At 51.0% G+C, this 24145-nt stretch carries 10 protein-coding genes; 7 read left to right on the forward strand and 3 right to left on the reverse strand.

The window, feature by feature from the left end:
* Positions 1 to 15 precede the first annotated feature (15 nt).
* The 4 genes from ACO08I_RS20185 (at position 16) to ACO08I_RS20200 (ending at position 5396) form a co-directional block, all read left to right on the forward strand.
* Positions 16 to 915, forward strand: a complete 900-nt coding sequence (locus ACO08I_RS20185) for a DUF4835 family protein (protein WP_282783657.1) — start codon at positions 16 to 18, stop codon at positions 913 to 915.
* A gap of 23 nt (positions 916 to 938) precedes the next feature.
* On the forward strand, positions 939 to 2528 hold the full coding sequence (locus ACO08I_RS20190; RefSeq protein ID WP_421946906.1) for a hypothetical protein: 1590 nt from the start codon (positions 939 to 941) through the stop codon (positions 2526 to 2528).
* Positions 2529 to 2761: 233 nt separating this feature from the next.
* Positions 2762 to 3337, forward strand: a complete 576-nt coding sequence (locus ACO08I_RS20195; RefSeq protein WP_282783653.1) for a phosphoribosylglycinamide formyltransferase — start codon at positions 2762 to 2764, stop codon at positions 3335 to 3337.
* Positions 3338 to 3347: 10 nt separating this feature from the next.
* Positions 3348 to 5396 carry a carboxypeptidase regulatory-like domain-containing protein gene (locus ACO08I_RS20200; protein WP_282783651.1) on the forward strand — a complete coding sequence of 683 codons (2049 nt, stop codon included), beginning with the start codon at positions 3348 to 3350 and terminating at the stop codon, positions 5394 to 5396.
* 84 nt (positions 5397 to 5480) lie between these two features.
* On the opposite strand, the gene ACO08I_RS20205 is transcribed toward ACO08I_RS20200, so the two are convergent.
* From ACO08I_RS20205 to ACO08I_RS20215, 3 genes are all read right to left on the reverse strand, one after another.
* Positions 5481 to 6446 carry a 1-aminocyclopropane-1-carboxylate deaminase/D-cysteine desulfhydrase gene (locus tag ACO08I_RS20205; protein ID WP_421946907.1) on the reverse strand — a complete coding sequence of 322 codons (966 nt, stop codon included), beginning with the start codon at positions 6444 to 6446 and terminating at the stop codon, positions 5481 to 5483.
* Positions 6447 to 6520: 74 nt separating this feature from the next.
* Positions 6521 to 8479, reverse strand: a complete 1959-nt coding sequence (locus ACO08I_RS20210) for a caspase family protein (RefSeq protein WP_081968601.1) — start codon at positions 8477 to 8479, stop codon at positions 6521 to 6523.
* Positions 8480 to 9268: 789 nt separating this feature from the next.
* On the reverse strand, positions 9269 to 10264 hold the full coding sequence (locus tag ACO08I_RS20215) for a DUF1565 domain-containing protein (RefSeq protein ID WP_044216744.1): 996 nt from the start codon (positions 10262 to 10264) through the stop codon (positions 9269 to 9271).
* Between the two features lie 1092 nt (positions 10265 to 11356).
* Between ACO08I_RS20215 and ACO08I_RS20220 the strand changes: the two genes are divergently transcribed.
* From ACO08I_RS20220 to ACO08I_RS20230, 3 genes are all read left to right on the forward strand, one after another.
* Positions 11357 to 12415, forward strand: a complete 1059-nt coding sequence (locus ACO08I_RS20220) for a PorP/SprF family type IX secretion system membrane protein (protein ID WP_044216742.1) — start codon at positions 11357 to 11359, stop codon at positions 12413 to 12415.
* A gap of 322 nt (positions 12416 to 12737) precedes the next feature.
* Positions 12738 to 15416, forward strand: a complete 2679-nt coding sequence (locus ACO08I_RS20225; protein ID WP_282783642.1) for a hypothetical protein — start codon at positions 12738 to 12740, stop codon at positions 15414 to 15416.
* The gene (locus tag ACO08I_RS20230) at positions 15413 to 24121 is read left to right on the forward strand and encodes a gliding motility-associated C-terminal domain-containing protein (protein WP_421946908.1); all 8709 of its coding nucleotides are present in this window, start codon (positions 15413 to 15415) and stop codon (positions 24119 to 24121) included. The genes ACO08I_RS20225 and ACO08I_RS20230 overlap by 4 nt, the downstream gene beginning before the upstream one ends.
* Positions 24122 to 24145: the final 24 nt, after the last annotated feature.

Below are 24145 nucleotides of genomic sequence, written 5' to 3' on the forward strand. Positions count from 1 at the left end.
AAAAGCATAAGTAACATGAGAAAATTGATCCTATCCGGAATATTGCTGTGCAGCCTGTTCGCTATGCAGGCGCAAGAGCTGGAAGTCATTGTCCGTACCAATACTCAGAAACTGCAACAGGCAGATCCGCAAATCTTTGAGACGCTGGCCAACTCCATTGCAGAGTTTATGAACAATCAAAAGTGGACGAATGACGTCTTCGAGCCCGAAGAGCGGATCAAAGCCAATATTCTGATTACGATTCAGGAAGAACTTTCTCAGGTTGCCTTTAAGGCAGATATTGCCGTTCAGGCTTCACGGCCCGTTTACAACAGCAACTACGATACGCCACTGCTGAACTACATCGACAAAGGCGTCGTATTCAGTTATGAGCCTTTTCAGCCTATCCAGTTTAGCCAGAACCGATTTAACGACAACCTGTCTTCCTGCCTGGCTTTCTACGCTTATATTATTTTGGGGCTCGATTATGACAGCTTCGCCGCCTACGGCGGAGAACCTTACTTCCAGGCGGCTCAGGAGATCGTCAATATGGTGCCCGATGGAGCGGCGGCGGCAAGCCCGGGCTGGCGTGCCATCGATGGGGACCCCAGCCGGTTTTTCCTGATTGAGAACCTCCTTTCACCAAGGGTGCGTCCTTTCCGTCAGGCCTGGTATGAGTACCACCGGCAGGGGCTGGATGTGGCTGCCAATGATGTAGCGACCTGCCGGGCTATTATTGCCGCTTCTATGGAACAATTCCGCGATGTAGACCAGGCCTATCCAAACTCTATGATCATACAGACCTTCTCGGATACCAAAGCCGATGAAATAATGGAGATTTTCAAGAAAGGAACGCCTCAGGAAAAGAACAAAGTGGTGCAGACCATGACCCGCCTCGATGCCTCTAATACTACCAAGTTCAGATCGTTGAAATAGACGTCCCAAATTCAATCCGGACTATGCCATTCAAGACTCTTCTTTCGCTTATTTTTTTGCTGGCCTTTAATGCAGGTTTGCTTGCACAGCAGGACCGTGTCCCGGGTGAAATATCCTGGGGGCCGGATATTACAGAGCCTTCAAGGTCGGGGATCACCAAAGTTGTAGAGGTTGCTCCCGAGGCCTACTATGTTCTGCGGGAACGCCGGCCCAGTGCGATCGCACGTGGCGAGGTCTTTATCGAACAATACGATAATCAGCAGCGGCTGAAGCGTTCCGTGGAGCTGCCCCTCAAGTACAAGCGGAAGTGGCGCGAGTTTGAGGATTTGGTGAAGATTGGCGGTGAGTTCTACTTTTTTACCAGCTTCAATAACGAAGCTCAAAAGATAAACTACCTCTTTTATCAAAAACTTAACAGCCGCCTGCAACCCGAGCGCAGCCTGAAAAAAATCGCAGAAATTCCAGCTGCCAACCGGGCTCGTACCGGTGCATTCAATCTGCTTTTGTCTCAGGATAGCTCCAAGGTGCTGCTCTACAGTCAGCTGGACAGCAAACGCAAAGAGCCGGAGCGCTTTGCCATACGTGTATTTGACAATCAAATGCAGGAGCTTTGGTCTAAGAATATCCGGCTGCCCTACAGCGAACAGCAATTTGCAGTGGAGGACTACCGAATCGATGAGAACGGTAATGTCTACCTGCTTTGTATTCAGTTCCTGGATGGCTCAGCACAGGCGGTTCGGCGTGGGCTGGCCAATTACCAATACGTTATCCTGGCTTACACCAATAATGGAGAAAATAAGCAGGAGTACCGCATCGCCGTAAAGGATAAGTTTATTACAGACATGACTTTCCGTATTGGCAATGAGGGAGATCTGATCTGCGCGGGCTTCTTCTCCGACAGGGGCACCACAAGTATCAAAGGGACTTGCTTTTTCCGGGTAGACCCGGAGACGGAGGAAGCCTTTAATATCAGCCTCCAGGAGTTTGACCTTGACTTTCGGACTGCTTTTATGCGCGCAGGTCAGCAGCGACGGGCTGAGCGTGCTGAGGAATCCGGAAATACGAATCAGCAGGCAGAGCTCGACCGCTTTGCCCTCAATGACCTGATCCTGCGCAGTGACGGTGGTGCCGTTATTGTGGCTGAACAGTACTTTGTATACCAGCGTACCTACCGCATGTGGGATGGCACCCTTCAGTTTGATGAGTTTTACAACTACAACGATATTATTGTCGTGAACATCAGGCCGGACGGCTCCATGGAGTGGTCCGTGCGCATCCCTAAACGGCAGGAAACCGTGAACGATGGCGGCTATTACTCCTCTTATGCAATGGCGGTTGTGCGGGACCGGCTTTACTTCATTTTTAACGATAACAGCCGCAATTATACCTCGGATAACGACAACTTCCTGTATAATTTCAACGGCAGAAACTCTATCATTACGCTGGCTGAAATTCGTAAAGGCGGCAAACTTGAGATGTACCCGCTTTTCAATAACCGGGATGCAGGAGTAATCACCCGCCCAAAAATTTGCAAACAAACCGGAAGCCGGAAAATGATCGTTTACGGAGAACGCGGCCGTTCCTACCGGCTCGGGGAGCTTCAGTTTCAGTGACCCCTAAGCTCACGCCGTATAGTGGTCTGCTTTGAGCAGGTTCCAGGCACCTGAGCAAAATGAATGCAGGATTTGATTGGCTAAAGTGGAATACAAGTCGGTATTCGTGCTCCTCCCTGTTGTTTGATGTTCTGAAGCACTGTTGCCAAATCGTTAGGATATCACAAAAAAGCGTAATTTGGGCAATGTGGTAATACAAACCCATACATCGTATTATTCTCGACCGAAAAACCATGGAAAGAATCGCCATTTTTGCTTCCGGTACAGGCAGCAATGCAAAAAAAATTATTGAATATTTCCGGGCACATCCTAATATTGAAGTCGGGCTCGTCGTTGCTAATAAGCCAGATGCCCCTGTTCTGGCAATGGCTGAGGAGTTGGGCATAGAAACCCTTCGTATCAACCGGTCAGGGTTTTACCAATCGGAGGGCTTGTTGGGACAACTGACAGGTGCCGGTATTACCTTCATTGTATTAGCCGGTTTCTTGTGGTTGGTCCCTGCCTATCTGGTCAATGCCTACCGCGGGCGCATGGTCAATATACATCCGGCTTTATTACCAAAATTCGGGGGCAAAGGTATGTATGGTATGCATGTGCACAGGGCTGTGAGGAATGCCGGTGAACCGGAAACCGGGATTACCATACATTTGGTAAATGAAGCCTACGATGAGGGCGATGCCCTTTATCAGGCTAAATGTTCTGTGGAGCCCTCCGATACCCCTGAGCAGATTGCAGGCAAGGTGCATCAGCTGGAACATGAGCATTTTGCACCTGTTATTGAGAAATACATTAAAGCATTAAATTCATAATACCGAAGTCATGATCCGCAATTACTTATTACTTCTTCTTTTTCTGACCGGTCTGGCGCCAGCCTTAGAGGCGCAGAGCTGGAGGAGCCTGCGCAAAGATGCCGAGCAGGCTTTCGAAGAGGGAGACCTGAAAACTGCTGCTGAAAAATACAGCGAAGCTTACAGCAAAAAGCGCAAAAAAGAAGAACTTACCTATAAAGCAGGCGAGATCTACTTTACAATGCGGGACTATCGCAAAGCGGTGGAGGCTTATCGCCCGGTGAAGGATAAAAACGATGACTTCCCATTGGTTGGGTTGAAGTTCGCCCGTTGCCTCAAGCAAGATGGTCAGTACGATCGTGCAATCACTGCTTTTGAAGAGTTTCTGGAAGGTTATACCGGGGATGGCAAAGAAATACTGGAAGAGATAATCCGGGTCGAAATTGCAGGCTGCCGGTTTGGTATGGAAGCGCCGGCTAATGCAAACCGTGAACTCAATATTGCACTGCCTGGTGACGGTGTCAATTCTGAAAAGGAAGATTTTGCGCCTTTCCCTATATCTGATAATGAGCTTTACTTCTCTTCTAATCAGGGAGGGCGTGCACGCATTTTTGTATCAGAACGGGAAAATAATAAGTGGACAGAAGGCGAGGCTCCACGCAATTTCCCGGTGATTCAGCAGGGGCATTTTTGCAACAGCGCTATGTCTCCGGATGGGAACCGAATCTATTTTACAGTTTGCAACGATGATGATAAGAACTGGAGCGACGTTAAAAACCGCTGTGAAATATTTGTCAGCAAAAGAGTAGGCTCCCAATGGTCACAGCCGGAACGACTGCCGGATTACATCAACACGCAGGGAGTGACCGCTACCCATCCATTTGTTACTCATCAGAGGGGGAGCGAAATCCTGTATTTTGCCTCTAACCGCGAAGGGGGCCTGGGCGGTATGGATCTTTGGTACGCTTCCCGTGACCTTGGCATCGATAATAATGATTTTAGCTTCCCGGTTAACCTGGGCCCGGTAGTGAACACTCTGGGAGACGAAATTACGCCTTTTTATGACCGTGAAAATCAGGCGCTGTATTTCGGCTCTAACGGGCATGTGTCTATGGGAGGTTTTGACATCTTTCAATCTATAGGGGATGAGGTGAGCTGGTCGCAACCTGCTAATTTGGGCATGCCCCTTAATTCTAGTGCGGACGACTATTTCTATATCCTCAATCCTTCCCGCAATGGAGGTTTTTTTACTTCTAACCGGGTTGATGCGGGCAGCAAGATTACAACCTCACACGAAGACATTTTTGAATTCTCAGAAGGTGGGCGCCGTGTCGTTCTGAAAGGGAATGTATACGACCGGACGACCGGAGACCCCATTGGGGCCATTACCGTACGGCTTTTTGAAGTTGGCCCGGGTGGGGAATCAGAATTGCGTAGCCAAAGCTTTAATGATGGGCGCTATTCTTTTGATATCCTGCCCAATCGCCAGTTCCGGGTAGAGATTAGTGCTTATGGTTATCAGCCGGGTTCCTACAGGGTAAATGCCAATGACGAAAACACTTACTCCTACGGCCAGCCTATTTTTCTGGAAAAAGAGGGACAGGCATCGGATATCCCGGAGCCACCAGTTGTGGACAACGGCAATGACCCGTATCCGGGCAATATTAACCCCGGGCGCACCCAACCGCTTGAACCGGATGAACCTGTGTCGTCTTATCCGCCTACAGGGCCGGCGACATCCAATAGCATGGCCCCCGTCGCACCTTACCGTACGAGAAGCCAGAACCCTAATGACAATTACGAGTACGAAACTACCGCTCCGCGTCACAACGGGACTTATTATAAGGTGCAGATTGCCGCAGTAGGTAATTTTGATTCGGCACGGTTTGGCAATATTGCCGACCTCGGTACCATTCAGACGGAGTTTATTATTGAACGGAACCTCAACCGGGTGATGCTTGCTGACTTTTTCTCTCTGCCGGATGCCCGGGCAGTGTTGAGTAAAGTAAAAGCGAGAGGGTACAGCGGCGCCTACCTCATTGAGTATATCAATGGGGAGCGTTACGGACGGGTGCGTTAAGGTCAGAACCGATTCTTTACAGAGCACATCCTGACTACTGAGGGTCATCAGGCAAAGTAAGATCAGCCTGATGACCCTTTTGATTTACGCAGTGTAGTGAAGCGGGGAGCCATACCGCTCATTGAACCCCTCTATGCCCTGCAGCCCTCCGGTATGTACGGCTACTATGGTGCTCCCGCCCGGGAAGAAGCCCGCGCTAGCCATTGCTATAAGTCCGAAAAAGAGTTTGCCGGTATAGATGGGATCTAATGCAATGCCGTGCTGTTGGTAAAAATGATTAAGGAACTGAATCAGTTCCGGACGGTACCTGGCATAGCCACCAAAGTGAAAGTCTGTAATGAGTTCCCATGGTTTTGGGCCGTCAGTGCAGGAGGCGGAAAGGAGGCTATTGATATCTGCTTTCAGGAAGTCACCTTTCAGGGCTGAAAAGGCAAGCACTTTGCTTTCAGGGCTGGCTTCCATGATTAGGCCTGCAGCGGTGCCACCTGTGCCTGCACTCACGCACCAGTAATCCGCATTTAGGCCAGGTTGTTGTTCCTGGCTTTCCCGGATGATCTCCCGGGCTCCGATGAGGGCCTTGCTATTGGTGCCGCCCTCCGGTAAATGGTAAAAGGCTCCAAACCGCTCTTCTAATTTACGGATAAACCCATCCTCCTCTTTTTGCCGGAAGGCAGATCTGTCCACAAAGTGCAGATGCATACCGCACTCCCGTGCAAACCTGAGCGTGGGGTTTAAACCAGCGGGGGCTTCCCCGCGGATGACCCCGATAGTCTTAAAGCCAAAGGAAGCCCCTGCTCCGGCAACGGCTGCAATATGATTGGAGAAAGCCCCACCGAAGGTAAGTAGCTGAGCATGCCCGGCAGACCTGGCTGCAGCAAGGTTATACTTAAGCTTGCGCCATTTGTTGCCACAAAGCGCCAGGCCGGGGCCCATTCGGAGCAAGTCATCTCTTTTTATCCATATGGATAAACCCGCTGATTCGAATTCGGGCAACGTAAGGCGTTCTATAGGAGACGGGGAGTGCTGAAAAAGTGTGGAAATTGCTGGCATGCCCCAAAATAAAAAATCTGCCGGGCGGTTTATATCCCCCCCGGCAGAAAGTATTTATATCGTCTGATTTAAGCTTAATTTCCGTTAGTCCGGCGGATGGAAACCGGCATCTCCCGGTCGTAGTCTCCTTCTATCATCGGTGATTGTTTGGAGCCGGTGTAATTTTGCACATTTTGGCTTACGAAGCGGAAAAGCTCAGAAATATCCACATAGCGGTCTCCGTTCTGATCAGCTTCTCCCTTTAGCCCGCGAATCAGATAGTGGCTAAATACACCCTGCCGCAAGCCTTTGGCCTCCAGAGAGGTCTCATTGGACTTGGAAGACATGATCAGCGCAGTACCGGGGGCCGCTTCTGCGAGCCGGTCGTAGAAATCCTGAGTAAGCTGACTGGGGGCTCCGCCTTTGGCTGCCATCAGTCCACCACTGTAACAGGCGTCGGCAATACAAAGCTTGTACTTGGCCGGGCTGCGCTCCAGGATGCCAATAATTTCCTTGTGGAATAATTTATTGCGGAAGCCATTGAAGTCTATGGGCAGGAAAGCATCGTCATAACCATGGCCGGAATAATAAAGCATGATCAGGTCTTCAGGCCCGGCCCGGCTGTAGACCTCTTCCATGGTGTACTTTATGCGGTTGAGTGTGGCTGCTTCATCAATAAGAATACTGATGTGGTCATCGTCTAAGGCTCCCCCTTCCGGACTTTTCAAAAATGCATACATTTGGTAAGCATCGTCATCCGTATAATTGAGCGGAGGCATGTGGGTGTAGGTAGAAATGCCAATCACAACAGCGAATACCTCGAGCTCCGGGTTTTTATTCCCGGATGCAGGTATGCGGGGCGATGGTAATGCCTCAGGAGAGGGCGTTTGTGCCTCTACCTTTTCCCGCACCAGCTCGCCGTTATGCCAGATACCGGACCTCTGTTCGCCTGTGTTGGTAAACAGCACACCGTGCCCGCTGAGGTAGCCCATTTTAAGTTCACCTTCGTAGCGCTCCCCATTGGCGTAGATAATGGTACCTTTTCCATGAGGATACCCATCTCTAAAAGTGCCAGTGTATTTATTGTCGTTTTTAAAGATATAGGTGCCTGTGCCGTTGCGGCAGTCTCCCGAAATACATCCTTTTGAAACTGGGTTCTGATGACCAATGAATTCACCATCCATCCACTGGCCTTCCAGTGCAGGTTGATTGGGGCGGTAAAGCACGCCTTCCCCATGGTAGAATCCGTTTTTGAATTCTCCAACATAACGGTTGCCATTGGCCCGGTACATGACGCCCCGGCCGTTAGGCTTGCCTTTATTGAACCACCCTTCGTATTCGGACCGGTCAAGGTAAACGATACGCCCTTTTCCATTAACACAATTGCCTGAAACACAACCGGACTGTACCTCATTGCCTGCTTTCATGGTGTTTTGGCACCCTTCAACAGATCGGCCATTCTCCCATTGTCCATAACACTCTTGTCCGTTGGCATAAGTCATAGTGCCATAACCATGTGGATGACCGTTTTTCCAGTCGCCTTCGTAGGTGTTTCCATTGGGGTAGTGGCAAATGCCCTGCCCGTCCCGGTTGCCATTCCGGAACCACCCCGTATACATAGCTTTGTTGCTGTAAACGTAGACGCCCCGTCCGTTTTCGCAGGTGCCGGAAATGCACCCCACCGAATACCGGTCGATGTGGTAATCACTGCCCTTGGCTTGTATACCTTCACCGGGTTTGGAATGCCCCTGAAAGATACCCTTCTCAAACCAGCCTACCTGTCTTTTGCCCGTACTCAAGAGGCGGGAGCCTTTGCCATGAGGCAGGTTATCTTTCCATTCGCCTTCGTACCGGCCACCACCATTGGGCCAGTAGCATATACCAACACCATTATAGGCTCCGTTTTGAAATTGGCCAACGTACTTGATGCCATTTTCAAGAATCAACGTCCCTTCTCCATTCTCGCAGTCTCCTTCTATACAGGTTTGGGCATAGAGCGAATGCACGCTCCAGAAGACTGCCAAGACAATAATTGTAAATGTGTTTCGTCTCATGATTTGTTACTTGCTTTGGGTTATGATGAATGCTTTTTTCCGATATTGAATTTGCTGTAAGTAGGGGCTGCTAAAGGTAGTGGGACAGGCTACCCTGTAGGCTATCAATCCCTCCACGGGTTTGCAGCAGCCGGGCGTACTTCAAATCAGAGCCATACCGGCAGCATGCGCCACCTTGATACGTATGTGTTCTGTATTTTTATCAACACGCCCGTTAAGCCAGGTCAGCCCCATTTTACTTATCAGGAGGGGGCGATATGGCATACAAAAGATGCTTACTCTTCCAAAAGGAAGCAAGATTCAGGAAAGGTATCAGGAAGGATATGTTTCTGCCAGTTGTGACAGCATGCTTAGCAGGCTTCATCGTGTCGGTTTTTGGAATAACTGTTACAGTAACGGCAACAGTTATTTAAAAATTTTATATCGAATGTTTTTTTATATGTACGACGCCGCCTTGGTTTAGGTTGCGATCGGAATCCTGCTTTTTCATTTTTAACGCTCAGTTCCGTTCGCATCCATTTTATTCAAATGACAATATCATATATTAAAAAGATTATAAAATGAATGGATGGAGTGATTTGTGACATTGAAACCTGCCTGAAGTCAAAGGAAGAGTACGGATAGAGGAAGTGCAAAAGTGAGGCGCCGAACGAAAGGTCAGGTATAAAATGAAACAGGGGGTTTGCAAAGCGCAAACCCCCTGTTTCTATCATTAGGCTTCGAAGTCATTTATCTGCTTTGTATCGTATTTAGCAGAGTAAAGGACCAAAATGCGTTGTACTTATTTGTTTAACGAAGTCCGTTGCTGCTGATGGAGCCACCTTTGAAAGAGCCGGTACGGCTGCTAACAGGCTCACCAATGGAAGAAAGGTTTTTCTGCAATACGCAGGCAATCATGACTGCTTTGGAGGAACCCTCTCCTTTATAGTCGTTGTAAACACCTGCACCCTGAAAGTGCGCCTTGTTGGAGATAAAACGGCATTGCTTTACAAGCGGAGCTACCTGCCCGTCATGGGCATGATTCATCATTCCGCCTCCATAGGTGGCGATGTTGTATTCAAATTGAACATTGGTCAGCTTTGGAGCTGCTTTACTTTTTGCGCCCAGTGTGCCGTTGTAAATTGCACCGCCATCAAGGGCTGCAGTATTTTGAATGAATTGAGATTTTTCGATGGTTGGGCTGCATTCTCCGCCATTGATAGCAAGATTGTACATGCCAGCGCCTTCGCGGGCTTTGTTGTCGACGAATTTGCAGTTACGGATGACCGGAGAAGAGTGAGCACCGTTTGCCAGGTTATACCAGCCGGCACCACAAGATTCCTTAACCCGGCTCGAACCATCCTGCTCGACATTTGCGGTTCCACCTGTAATAATGAAGCCATCCACAACCGTGTTTGAGCTGACATTCTCCGTGAAGACAACGGTGTAGGCATTATCCTCAAGTGAAGAGGTGCCAATCTCACCGCTGAGGATCGTACGGTTTGCGCCAATATTGCGCTGTGCAAGAGAAGACTCTGTACCTGCGAAACCTCCGTACAGCTTCACACCATCCTTAATTTTGAAATACAGGTTACGGTTGTTACCTGAAGTTGTGAAGTACTCGCCTTTAGCTACCCAAATGGCATCACCTGCCCTGGCAACTTCCAATGCTTGTTGAAGGGAGCCGAATGCGTCCGTCCAGGACGTACCATTTCCTTGGCTATTTTGCTTTACGAAGAAAATATTCCCCGCATGTAGCTGGCCCATAGCCATGACCATGATGAGTAAAAATGTTACTTGTTTCACGCCTAATGAAGTTTTGAAGTTGGTAAATAACCGGGGTATGGGAAATACCTTCAGTTACGTAAGGCTGGAGTTGCTTTCAAAAGCTGGGAAACTAATTGAAAAAACCCCATCCTAAAAGGCGTCAAACGAAGAACAAAATTTAGGATATTGGGAATAAAGGGCGTCACCCCTTTATTTTCTCGAATCTAGAGATTGGGATTCTCTGTATTCGAATTTAGTCACAAGATATAACTTTTTTTCTAATAAAAACGAGTTCAATTTAGAAAAAAATATATCTAAGGTTTTTTCCAGGATTCTTAGGTACAGAAGTGCACCGCCGTTTCCTTTGGAAAAACTTAGTGGCTAACGGGCACGAGACCCAAAATGTTACATAGTGATTGAAAAAATGAGATAAGGTATCTTTGCAGTTGTAGGATAAAGTTAGTAAAACCAAAGCAATACTGCCAAAAAAACAAGTGACAAACTGAAATATTTTTAATTATATTAGGGTTTTATGTAACGAAATAGCCCTCTGCTCGTATTTCTACTTTGTATTGGCAGGCTAAAGTTCCTGCCAAAGGAATTCCCCCCTCATGATATACAAGTTAAGTGGTCCTGTTACGATCTGCAAAGCAGGCAGGCGAAGTGGATTATGGCTTAAGCAGGTTTTGTGCTGTTGAGCGCATGGCTCCTCTAAGTGAATGGGCGGATGCCTGTCCGTTTGCTGTACAGCATAAACTGCCGGAAAACTGGATTCTTCGGAAAAGGCCGTTGGTTTTCTCCGTTGAGCTGCTCGGGTACGGGCTTTCCGGGCACCGATACTTCTGAATAGCTGCCTGCCGCGGTTTCTGTCAAAAAGATATCACAGATTGCCCGTTGTTTTAGCATTAACAAAGCACTAGCGGATTCTTTTCTGTATATTGGGCACGGACCCGGAATAATAGCAGCTTTTTTACGGATGATTGGGTGGTTTGGAGCTTCCTGCCTTCCTGTTGCCGGTACATATTTATGAGTGTTTATGTGCTAACTAGCTTACATACGGCACTCATAGTGGAATGCTCAGCCCCCCAAGCGTGATGAAAAAGAATTAAACTAAGTTAAAAACGGTCCATTTTGAGAAAGTTACTATACGTTGCGTTTTTAGCCCTTTGGGCTATTCCCGGGGTCAACGCTCAGGATATCCACTATTCTCAGTTCGGATATGCGCCGGCCACGACCAATCCGGGGCTCACCGGTATATTCAGGGGGAAGTTTCGAGCAATCAGTAACTCGAGGCAGCAGTGGCGGACAGTACCTGTGAATTACCTGACGTTTTCTGCCAGCGCGGATGTGAAGTTGCCTAACCGTAACCAGATGAGAAATGGATTCTGGGCCGTTGGTGCTTCCTTCAATTACGATCGTGCAGGACTGGCCCGGCTGCAAAATACCAATCTTAATTTTAATCTTTCCTACACGCACCGGCTGGCCGAAAAGGTGTTCATCACTGCCGGCGCCCAGTCAGGAATTGCCCGCAGAGATTTTGATATCAACCCTTTGCTGTTTGATAATCAATACGACCCCACCATAAGTGGCGGTAACTCTAATCTGCCCAGCAACGAAATTTTTCAAAATCTTCAAAACGACTTCGCAGATTTTAGCGCGGGTATCAATCTGCGTATTCAGGACTTCAGCAATTGTGAGATCGTAAATACCCTCAAAAACCGATCTTCGATAGACATAGGTGTAGGTGTTTTTCACCTCAACCGGCCGGATCAGGCATTCGATGAGGTAAGAGGGCCCAGAGCAGAGCTGCCCATGCGGATTAGCCCGTATATTCTGGCTAATAAGCAGGTTGACCCTATTGTTGATGTATTCGCTAACCTGAACTTTCAGTTTCAGGGTGTCTATAAGGAATGGCTGACCAATTTTGGCGGGCGGGTATTTTTTGATAAGACCCCCGGGAGTGTCACTGCCCTTGAGCTGAGCTGTGGCTATCGCTTCAATAATGAGCTGGGGGATGTGGTATACCCAACAATTGGTATGCAGTATGGCGATATCTTTGCAGGGTTTTCGTATGATATCAATATTTCGGCTTTTGACGTGGCTACCCGCAACCGGGGTGGCTGGGAGCTGACCGTGCGTTATACCCTGAGCCAGATTTGCCTGGACAATTATTTCTGTCCATTATTATAAACTGAAAACGGCGCATTGCGCCTGTACAGGTACTATGAGCAAACCCGGCCGCACTTGTCTTCAGCAAGGCGGCGGTGCCGGAATAATAAGAACGACCAAAATGCAACCGGCGCCCTGTCATCCCCCCAACTACGATGGTTAAGGCGTTTCATCATTGTACCTGCAAAGAACCTAATCGTGGTGCGATCTGCTTACAGGCTCCAAGTGTGCCAGATCAGCATCAAGCATCACGCTGGCTTGCATTTTATGAGAAGCCGGTTGCTGTATATTGAGGTGGTTGGCTGGCTTTGATTACTTAAAAGATGAAGACAATTATTGACTTATGAATATCAAAATGTTGTCCCTGCTGTTGACGCTTCTGCTCCCGCCTCTTTGGGGAGCGGCCCAGTCATTGGAAAAGGTGCTTGAAGCCGGGGACGAGGCCTACCAAAGCCGCGACTACTTTACGGCCTTCAAATGCTATGAGGTCGTATTGGAATACGATGATGAGAAGTACAGCCGCCCGCAGCGGCTTCTTGCTTTTCAGTACGGACTCTCGGCTCAGCGCTTCAACTACTTCTCCAAAGCAGATTCGGTTTTCGCTAACCTGATGGTTTCCTCTGAGGATAACAACCGTATAGATTCCATCTATGCCCGTACCGTTTTTTACCGTGCGCAGTTGCTCTTGTCCAAGGGAGAGCGTAAAGCGGATTACCAACTTGCCAAAGAACTCTTTGAGAAAGTGGAAACCGAATTGAGCTCAATAGTAAGCGCAGACCCGGTTTTACAGAACCGGTACCGCGTAGCTGCCGCCGCTGGCATTGAAAAAGTCGAATATAGTATTGAGCGTAATGGCTGGCTGGAAAGAGATACGTTGCACCGGCTGACAAGCGATAGAATCAACTCCGGCTACTCCGACCTTGCTCCTGTCCTGGAGGGAGATACCCTTTATTTTTCCTCCCTGCGTTTTGACAGTAACCCCTTAAGGCGAAAGCGGCAGTCCACTACTTATGCCAAGAATTTACGGGCCGTTTTTGCTCCGTTGGACACAGGCGGGACAGATACCCTGCTGACGATTCTCCCAACTACCGAACCATTCAACAAAGAAGACCAGTTCACCCTTCACCGGGCCATAAGCCCTTCCGGTAAATGGATGGTCTTCTCTGTTTGCGAATCAGTCGAAGACTCGATTCTTTGTAAGCTCTACAAGCGGCAGTCACAAGGTCCCGGCATTTGGGGAGACCCACAGCTGATGGACATTAATCAGGGCGGTGGTTTTACGACCACACAGCCTGCCTTTGGTTATGACTGTGCTACAGATGCCGTAGTGCTTTACTTCGTTTCTGACCGTACCGGTACGCTGGGTGGGCTGGATATCTGGCAGGCAGGCTTCGATGAGTCCTCAGGGGTTGCAGGTACCATCACCAACCTTGGTGAACCAGTAAACTCTCAATGGAATGAATCCACGCCCTTTTATCATCAGTTGTCCAGTACACTGTACTTTAGCTCTGATGCCCCTCCGGGCTATGGGTTGTATGATTTGTTTAAATCGCTGAAAACGGAGGAGGGCTGGTCACAGCCGGACAACCTGGGCGCACCTTACAACTCTGGCTTCAATGATATGTACTTCTTTGCTTCCGGGGAAGGTAGCACTGTATATTTGTCTTCTGACCGGCCGCGGTCAAGGCGCTTCGATGAAGCTATTGATGCCTGCTGCCAGGATATATTTACCGGGCAGCGAAAGCTGGACCGGGAACTGTACGTAGAAGTCATACAGTGCGACCAAAAACCCAGAGGGTACACGGATACACAGCTGAAAGTAATTGATATTTCAGATTGCCGGCAGTTGGATACCCTGCTCAATACGGCCACGATGGATGATATAGCGGAAACGCTGGCTGTCAGGCAATACCGGCAGTACCGGGTGATTGCTTCCAACCCATCTATTGGAGCCATGATGGATACTGTTATTGACCTGAGGCTTGCCCACTTCGATACGGCCCAGACCGCTAGTGTCATTATAAATCTGCTGCCTGATTATGTGGAGTTGGCGGTTTCCACGGGTTTCTTTCTGGATGGAGAGTTAATTGAAATTGGCGATGTTACCGTTGAAGACCAGAGCGGCAATCTCCTCAGTACAGTCGAAGGGCAGTCTGGTCTTTACCGGCTGGCTTTTGATCGGGCTTATAATATTGGTATTTCAGTGGATTCTGCTGAGCGCACCATTCCGGGGGTGCTTCCCGGAGTCGTCACTTTATACCCAGATACGCTTGAAGGCATTTACTTCCCCAAAACGCAGTGCCAGAAAGTTTGCTATCAGGAAATTGACATACCCCTGCCTGCCGATCAGCGCCGGGAGGTCCGGGTGTATTTCCATAACGACAAACCAAACCGCGCCGGCCGTGTTGAAGGCGGCTTCAGGGGATATACAAGCGTTACAGATCAGTCCTTTGATGACGCCATCGATGAATATCTGGCTTTAGCCACCACCTACTTTGAGAACAACCCCGACAGGGATACAGTACAAAGCCGGATCCGCCTCTTCTTTGAAAGAGATATTGAAGAAGGCAGGGATGCACTGATTGAGCTGTCCAAAACATTGATTGTGGCAGCTGCTGAACTTGAGGCAGACCAGCATATTCAGGTTGAAATACAAGGTCTCTGTAGTGCCCGGGGCAACAAAATTTACAATGACAGCCTTGCGCTACGGCGGATACAGTGCATTCAGGAATACATGGAGAAACAAGAGTTTAATGGTGTAATACTTGGTGACCTGATGGGGCCTCAAGGCTCAGATGCTAAAGTACGGATCCTCCCGCAGCCCCTGGGCGAGTCCAAAGCCAGTGGAAATGTACCGGGAGGAGATGAAGACGGAAAGTATAATATCGCGGCGGCAACTGACCGTCGGGTAGAGCTCAAGGTGGTACTGCCTGAGCAAAATGCCCCAAAACTTTCCCTTTTTGACCTTGACGAAGACTGTACCCAAACCAATAACGAAACGCGAAAAAATCCCGAACAATGATACATATCGGATTAGTAAACCTTAACCGAAGCTGGCTTTTGGTGTTGCTCCTTGCCATAGGGTGCAGTACCTCCGGGTGGAGTAAGTCTTTGTACCCCTGGAATGATGCCAGTGCACTTTGTGAATGGCAGGCAACATCAGGTCCGCATAGCCTGCAGTTGCCGTTTTATGGTATAGAGGAAGATACCATTTCTCCCGCCCTTCCTGATTTTGTTTGCGATGCCGTTTGCCCGGATTTTCAGGTCACCTGGATTTCCATTGATGCAGATTGCGGACAAAGCAATGGGTCAGCTACCGTAACACCGGTAGGCCTGCCTGTGGGAACGGAGTTTGTTTACAACTGGGAAGGAGGCGTCAGCACTGGCCCCACTGCTGAAAACCTGGCACCTGGTGTTTACAAAGTGACCATTGGGATTAGTGAATTGCTGGAAGATCAGGCGCTACGGGATTGCCTCATCGAGACAGAAGTAGTCATTGACACCAAAGAAGGCCCAGCTGTAGAGGTCGGAAGCATAACGGCAGGCAATTGTGCCACGCTTTCGGGCGGCGTCAAGCTGGATATAAGCGGAGGCACACCGCCCTACCAAATTTCCTGGGGCGATGGCGGCAGCAACACATTGAGCGCAGATGGTACGGTCAGTATTTCAGGCCTCGCCCCTGGCGATTACACCTTTATAGTCAGAGATGCAGCAGGCTGCCTTACCTCCCTGCCGGTTACCATTCCGCAGGCGCAGGAGCCCATCTCCCTCACAGCTACGCCACCTTCCCTTTGCAGTAGCGATGATGGAACAATCACGGTGACGATGGAAGAAGGTTTCCCTCCGTACACCATTATCTTGAATGATGGACTGGAAATTACTACCAATAATAACCCTTACACTTTTGAGGGGCTTCCTGTTGGCTTGTATACCGTAAAAGTGGAGTATGGGTTTGTATGTGAGGCCGAAGCCTCGATCGAGCTGAATACGCCCGGCTTTGAGTGCAACGAAGGCTGGTCAGTCTTTGACCCGGTTTGCCCGGGTGATCCGGCATATCTGTACTTTGATGGCAGCGGCACAGCAAATGAGACTTATCAGGTCCGGCAGGTCAATGCCGGATTCCTGCTGGCTTCGGTACCCGGAAATGAGGCCGTATTCATCGAAGTACAATATGGAGACTACGAAATAAGACGCATCAGTTCGGCGGATAATTGCTTTTGTGAATTTATGTTGTCTGTGGAACCGGTAACACTGGAAGCACAATTGACTGTCCTTAACGGAAGCTGCGAGCCTGGGAACATCATCCCCGGGAGCATTACCCTGAACGCAGCCACAGGTGGAACACCTCCTTACACCCTGGAAGTGACCGATCTGGACGGCAATCCTGTTGACGCATCGAACCTGAACGAGGGCAGCTACATTGCTACAGTACGGGATGCCAACAATTGCCCACTTTCTGATACTGTTGCAGTGGAAGGCGGCGCTTTGTCCGGAGGTATAGAGGAGCAGGAAGTAGTCGTTTGTGAAGGGGATACTTTCCAGCCTTCTTTTGAGAATGCAACTAACCCTAACCTGATATTTAGCTGGTCTCCCACTACGGGGCTTAGCGACTCCACGATTGGCAATCCTGTGATTACACCTACAGAAGACATTACCTACGTCTTAAATATTACCGATCCCAACTGTGGATCGTTTTCAGATACCTTGGTGATCGATTTCGTCCCGGGGTTGAATCTGTCTGTGGATGGGAATGCTTTCCAGTTTGGACAGGATGAAATCACCATCACCGTTTCTTCCGATAGCGATGAGGCGATTTACACCTGGTTCCAAAATGATGGCACTGTCGTTGATGACGATGGGAATGACACCTTTATATTGGCTGCTGATGACCTCGCATCTCCTTATACGGTTGTAGGCGAAGTCAACGGTTGCCCGGATACCCTCACCTTCCCGGTATTGCCACCACCTGAGGCGGACTACACCATCAGCGTGCCAGATATTGAAATTTGCGAGGGGGAAGAGGGAACACTAATGGCTACTATTATCCCGGACACTATTCTAATCGACAGTATCGTGTGGAATGATGCGCAGGGCCAAACAGCGGGTCAGGGCTCCGAGCTTCTAATTAGTGGCTTATCCCCCGGCAGCTACACCTACACGGCTACGGCATTTAGCCCGGTAGGCATCACGCAAACCAACGCTCTGGTAACGGTACTCCCGCTTCCGGGTATTGATGCACAGCCTGATGGTGTACTTTCCTTGTGTATTACGGATCAGGGTAATCTGGTGGAACTGACAGCCACCGCCACAGGATATCCTGATAGCATGATTGTATGGACAGCCTCCGATGGCGCTGTCTTAGGCAATGGTGGAATGGTGATGGTGCAAGCCGAAGCAGGAACGAGCCAATATGTAGCTACGTTGTCTGCTGTCTGTGGTGAGGTAAGTGATACCGTAACTATCGAGGTGGATACTGAGCCTGCACTTCCGGCATTACCAGACACGCTCAAGCTTTGTATAGGCGATGAAGCTGTTATTGAACTAAGCGATTATGCATTCCCCTACACCTGGTCCGATTGTGACGGTCAGGCCATTCCGGTATCAGGGGACAGCATTATAGTTTCAGGCGATGTTGTTGGAGAGACTTGTTTCCGGTTTAGCGCTTCCAATGAGTGCGGCACGGTAGAAGCCGAGGTGACCGTATACGTTGTACCTGAACAAGTTGCAGATGCACAGCCTAACGATACTATTCAATTTTGCATACCCGCACCGGATACCTGCCTGGCCGCAACGGTAATTGGTCTGCCAAACGACTGTATAGAATGGACGGATCTTAGTGGAAACCTTTTAGGGACCGGTAGCGAATTGTGTGTGACGCCTCCGCAGGGAACTAGCCAATATATCGCAAATGTACCCGGTCTGGATTGTATCACGGCTGACACCGTTACCATAGTTGTGGAAGCGATGCCGCCGCCGCCACCTGATTTGCCTGATACACTGACCATTTGTATCAACCAGGATACTCTATTGGATTTGAGTAGCTACAGTCACCCTTACACCTGGGCCAGCTGTGATGGTCAGGTTATAGCTACCAATAATGGCGAAATCCAAATCTCCGGTACCCAACCAGGAGAAGATTGCTATACCTTCTCTGCTTCTAATATTTGCGGTGAGGTAGAAGAGCAGATAATCGTTTTTATAATTGCAGCCCCTGAAATCAGCGCCCAGCCGGATACTACGATCGAGTTATGCGCCCCTGTAACGGACAGTTTAATTTTGACGGCTACCGCACCAGGTTTTGCTCAGAATGCCATCGCATGGTTTAGCGAAGATGGGGACGCATTGGGTACAGGAGGTACGCTTAGCGTCTTGCCTGCCACAGGGACCAGCCACTACATCGCCAGTATTAGTGCAGCTTGTGGTACCGCCACAGACACCGTGACTATTGTAGTGGATGACTTCGTGCCACCGCTGCCTCCTGGGCTTCCGGATACGCTGAAGATTTGTGTGGGTAATGACATCCTCATAGATCTCAGTACCTATGGTTACCCTTATGTATGGTCGGACTGCCAAGGGCAGGAAATCCCGGTTAATAATAATACTATTGAAATCAGCGGCAACGAAGCAGGAGAACAGTGCTTCCGGTTCAGTGCATCCAACGCTTGCGGGGCGATTGAAGAGCAAATCACCGTCTATGTGGTTCCGGAACAACAGGTTGATGCACAACCTAATGATACCCTGCGCTTTTGTGCGCCGGCTCCGGATACCTGCCTGACGGCTACGGTCATCGATTTGCCTGATGACTGTATAGAATGGTCAGACCTGGATGGGAATATACTGGGGACCGGAGGCGAGCTTTGTGTAACACCGGGCGTGGGCTTAAATCATTACATTGCCAGTGTTTCGGGCCTTGCTTGCGTGACACCCGATACCATAACGGTTATCGTGGATAATCTGCCGATGACGCCTCCTGCACTGCCGGATACCCTTACCCTGTGTATTGGGCAGGATACCGTATTTGATCTGAGCGGCTACGGTTTCCCTTACAGCTGGTCTGCTTGTGATGGTCAGTTGATTCAGGAAAATAGCAACGAAATTGAAATTAATGCCACTGCTTTAGGCGAAGCATGTTATAGTTTTAACGCTTCTAATGCCTGTGATACGGTGGAAGTGGACGTGATTGTGTACGTTATTCCGGAACCAGTAATAGAGGCACAACCAGACTCTACCATTGCTTTATGCGGACCGGTCAACACTGCCATGGATATCTTTGCCACTGCGGATGGATTCGCAGATAGCGATATTACCTGGACAAGTGAAGATGGGGCTGTTTTGGGTACAGGGACTACCTTGTCTGTACTGCCAGTGGAGGGCGTAAACCAATATATTGCGATTACGCCACAGTTGACATGTGGTAGCGCGAGTGATACGGTAACGATCGTGGTGGAGACGCTTCCGCCGCCCCCACCGGTCGCTTTGCCGGACACGCTAAAGCTGTGCGTAGGCGACGAAGCGGTGATCGACCTGAGCGGCTACGGCTTCCCGTACACGTGGTCAGCGTGCGGCGGCGCGGAGATCCCGGTCGCCAATGACGAGATAATCATCCTGGGCGACCAGGCCGGCGAGTTCTGCTACGAGTTCGGCGCGTCCAACGCCTGCGGCATGACATCCGCCGAGGTGATTGTGTACGTGGTGCCGGAGCAGACGGTCGATGCGCAGCCGGACTTAGAAATCGAGCTCTGCGCGCCAGTGGCTACCGATACCTGCCTGACGGCAACAGTAACGGGCCTGCCGGGCGATTGCATAGAATGGACGGACTTTGACGGCAACGTTTTGGGCACGGGCAATGAGCTATGCGTGACGCCGCCTGAAGGCACGAGCTACTACATCGCAGGTGTTCCCGGGCTGGGCTGCATCACGTCCGATACGGTAACGATTGTGGTGGAGACGCTTCCGCCGCCCCCACCGGTCGCTTTGCCGGACACACTGAAGCTGTGCGTAGGCGACGAAGCGTTGATCGACCTGAGCGGCTACGGCTTCCCGTACACGTGGTCAGTGTGCGGCGGCGCGGAGATCCCGGTCGCCAATGACGAGATTATCATCCTGGGCGACCAGGCCGGCGAGTTCTGCTACGAGTTCGGCGCGTCCAACGCCTGCGGCATGACATCCGCCGAGGTGATTGTGTACGTGGTGCCGGAGCAGACGGTCGATGCGCAGCCGGACTTAGAAATCGAGCTCTGCGCGCCAGTGGCTACCGATACCTGCCTGACGGCAACAGTAACGGGCCTGCCGGCCGATTGCATAGAGTGGACGGACTTTGACGGCAACGTTTTGGGCACGGGCAATGAGCTATGCGTGACGCCGCCGGAAGGCACGAGCTACTACATCGCGGGCGTTCCCGGGCTGGGCTGCATCACGTCCGATACGGTAACGATTGTGGTGGAGACGCTTCCGCCGCCCCCACCGGTCGCTTTGCCGGACACACTGAAGCTGTGCGTAGGCGACGAAGCGGTGATCGACCTGAGCGGCTACGGCTTTCCGTACACGTGGTCAGTGTGCGGCGGCGCGGAGATCCCGGTCGCCAATGACGAGATAATCATCCTGGGCGACCAGGCCGGCGAGTTCTGCTACGAGTTCGGCGCGTCCAATGCCTGCGGCATGACATCCGCCCAGGTGATTGTGTACGTGGTGCCGGAGCAGACGGTCGATGCGCAGCCGGACTTAGAAATCGAGCTCTGCGCGCCAGTGGCTACCGACACCTGCCTGACGGCAACAGTAACGGGCCTGCCGGGCGATTGCATAGAATGGACGGACTTTGACGGCAACGTTTTGGGCACGGGCAATGAGCTATGCGTGACGCCCCCGGAAGGCACGAGCTACTACATCGCAGGTGTTCCCGGGCTGGGCTGCATCACGTCCGATACGGTAACGATTGTGGTGGAGACGCTTCCGCCGCCCCCACCGGTCGCTTTGCCGGACACGCTAAAGCTGTGCGTAGGCGACGAAGCGGTGATCGACCTGAGCGGCTACGGCTTCCCGTACACGTGGTCAGCGTGCGGCGGCGCGGAGATCCCGGTCGCCAATGACGAGATAATCATCCTGGGCGACCAGGCCGGCGAGTTCTGCTACGAGTTCGGCGCGTCCAACGCCTGCGGCATGACATCCGCCGAGGTGATTGTGTACGTGGTGCCGGAGCAGACGGTCGATGCGCAGCCGGACTTAGAAATCGAGCTCTGCGCGCCAGTGGCTACCGATACCTGCCTGACGGCAACAGTAACGGGCCTGCCGGGCGATTGCATAGAATGGACGGACTTTGACGGCAACGTTTTGGGCACGGGCAACGAGCTATGCGTGACGCCGCCTGAAGGCACGAGCTACTACATCGCTGGCGTTCCCGGTCTGGGCTGCATCACGTCCGATACGGTAACGATTGTGGTGGAGACGCTTCCGCCGCCCCCACCGGTTGCATTGCCGGACACGCTGAAGCTGTGCGTAGGCGACGAAGCGGTGATCGACCTGAGCGGCTACGGCTTCCCGTACACGTGGTCAGTGTGCGGCGGCGCGGAGATCCCGGTCGCCAATGACGAGATAATCATCCTGGGCGACCAGGCCGGCGAGTTCTGCTACGAGTTCGGCGCGTCCAACGCCTGCGGCATGACATCCGCCGAGGTGATTGTGTACGTGGTGCCGGAGCAGACGGTCGATGCGCAGCCGGACTTAGAAATCGAGCTATGCGCGCCAGTGGCTACCGATACCTGCCTGACGGCAACAGTAACGGGCCTGCCGGGCGATTGCATAGAGTGGACGGACTTTGACGGCAACGTTTTGGGCACGGGCAACGAGCTATGCGTGACGCCGCCTGAAGGCACGAGCTACTACATCGCGGGCGTTCCCGGTCTGGGCTGTATCACGTCCGATACGGTAACGATTGTGGTGGAGACGCTTCCGCCGCCCCCACCGGTCGCTTTGCCGGACACGCTGAAGCTGTGCGTAGGCGACGAAGCGGTGATCGACCTGAGCGGCTACGGCTTCCCGTACACGTGGTCAGTGTGCGGCGGCGCGGAGATCCCGGTCGCCAATGACGAGATAATCATCCTGGGCGACCAGGCCGGCGAGTTCTGCTACGAGTTCGGCGCGTCCAACGCCTGCGGCATGACGTCCGCCGAGGTGATTGTGTACGTGGTGCCGGAGCAAACGGTCGATGCGCAGCCAGATGTAAATGTCTTGTTATGTACTCCGGTAGAAATGGATACCTGCCTGACGGCTGCGGTTACCGGTTTGCCGGATGAATGCATAGAATGGACCGACCTTGAAGGTACGCTGTTGGGTACGGGCGGTGAGCTTTGTGTGACCCCACCTGTAGGTATCAGCCAATACATAGCAAGTGTTCCCGGTCTGGACTGCATTATTTCAGATACCGTAACTGTAATGGTGGATACGATTCCACCGGTACTGCCACCGAGCCTGCCTGATACGGTACTCCTGTGCCTGAATGACACGCTTAGTGTGACGGTGGGCGACTACGATTATCCCTTCGTTTGGGAGAATGAAAATGGAGATACGGTAGCCATTAACGAAGGCCTTGTGCTCGTTGGGGCAGAAGCAGGCACCGCATCATTCATTTTTGAGGCAACTAATGGTTGTGGCGTAGTTGCTGACACACTGGTTCAGGTGACGATTGATAGTGCTGCTATTGAAATCATTCCTTCCGTGGACACCCTGGTGGTCTGCGATTCCTTTGCCATTCAGCTGAATGCCCTGGCACCGCTTGGGCAAGCTGTAGTGTGGACCGATGGGGAGGGGAATGTGATTGATACGGCCATTTCTATAGAAATTATGCCTCAGCCCGGCTCCAGCATTTACATCGCCAACCCGGTTGAATTGGGTTGCGTAAGCAGCGATACGATTGTCGTGGAATATGTACCTGAAGATTTGATGTTGGAAATCAATACGCCTTCCCTGCTGATTTGTCTGGGCGATGAAGCCAGCCTCGAAGCAGCCCTGGACCCTGAGGATGTGGCTGCTACCATTTCCTGGTATGACGAAGCCTTTGTATTCATAGGAGAGGGAGAGGTGATTGGGGTAACACCGACCCGTGCAGGGCTGGTATCTTATTTTGCTATAGCGGAAAATGCCTGTGCTATGGATACGGCCAGTATAGAAATTGAAGTGGAAGCCCTCGACCTCGCGATTGTTGGTGGTGACACCTCAATTTGTACAGGGGACTTTGCCACGCTTGAGGTCGTTGGATGTGATAACTGTACCTATGAATGGACACCGGAAGACCGGTTGACCAATCCTGATGCAGCAATAACCGATGCAGAACCACTGCGCCCATCGACTTTTCAGGTGATTGTGACCGGTGAAGTCTGCCGGGATACCCTGACAACCACAGTGGACGTAGGGACCTGTGAGCGCTGTGAAGTGGACAAGGTCTTTATCGCAGATGCCTTCACACCGAACGGTGATCAGAACAATGATCAGGTATGCGTACAAAGCGAAGTGATGGATCAGTTCTCCGAAATAGAACTTATGATTTACAACCGCTGGGGGCAAGAGGTTTTCCGCAGCAATGACATGCAGAATCTGTGCTGGGACGGATTCTTTGGGGGAGAAGACCTGCCACCTGACGTTTACGGGTACTATATGAGAATAGTTTGTCCCGGAGAGGAAGGCGAGCCCGATCAGGTTTTTACTCGTCAGGGCAATATCACGCTGCTCCGGTAATTCCAGTCATTAAAAGCCAGTAAC

The sequence above is a fragment of the Phaeodactylibacter xiamenensis genome (genome assembly GCF_965229835.1).
GTDB classification, from domain to species: Bacteria; Bacteroidota; Bacteroidia; order Chitinophagales; family Saprospiraceae; genus Phaeodactylibacter; species Phaeodactylibacter xiamenensis.

Coding starts and splice junctions, on each gene's coding strand:
- ACO08I_RS20190 (WP_421946906.1), top strand. CDS start 939: ATGCCATTCAAGACTCTTCTTTCGCTTATTTTTTTGCTGGCCTTTAAT.
- ACO08I_RS20225 (WP_282783642.1), top strand. CDS start 12,738: ATGAATATCAAAATGTTGTCCCTGCTGTTGACGCTTCTGCTCCCGCCT.
- ACO08I_RS20195 (WP_282783653.1), top strand. CDS start 2,762: ATGGAAAGAATCGCCATTTTTGCTTCCGGTACAGGCAGCAATGCAAAA.
- ACO08I_RS20210 (WP_081968601.1), bottom strand. CDS start 8,479: ATGAGACGAAACACATTTACAATTATTGTCTTGGCAGTCTTCTGGAGC.
- ACO08I_RS20200 (WP_282783651.1), top strand. CDS start 3,348: ATGATCCGCAATTACTTATTACTTCTTCTTTTTCTGACCGGTCTGGCG.
- ACO08I_RS20230 (WP_421946908.1), top strand. CDS start 15,413: ATGATACATATCGGATTAGTAAACCTTAACCGAAGCTGGCTTTTGGTG.
- ACO08I_RS20185 (WP_282783657.1), top strand. CDS start 16: ATGAGAAAATTGATCCTATCCGGAATATTGCTGTGCAGCCTGTTCGCT.
- ACO08I_RS20205 (WP_421946907.1), bottom strand. CDS start 6,446: ATGCCAGCAATTTCCACACTTTTTCAGCACTCCCCGTCTCCTATAGAA.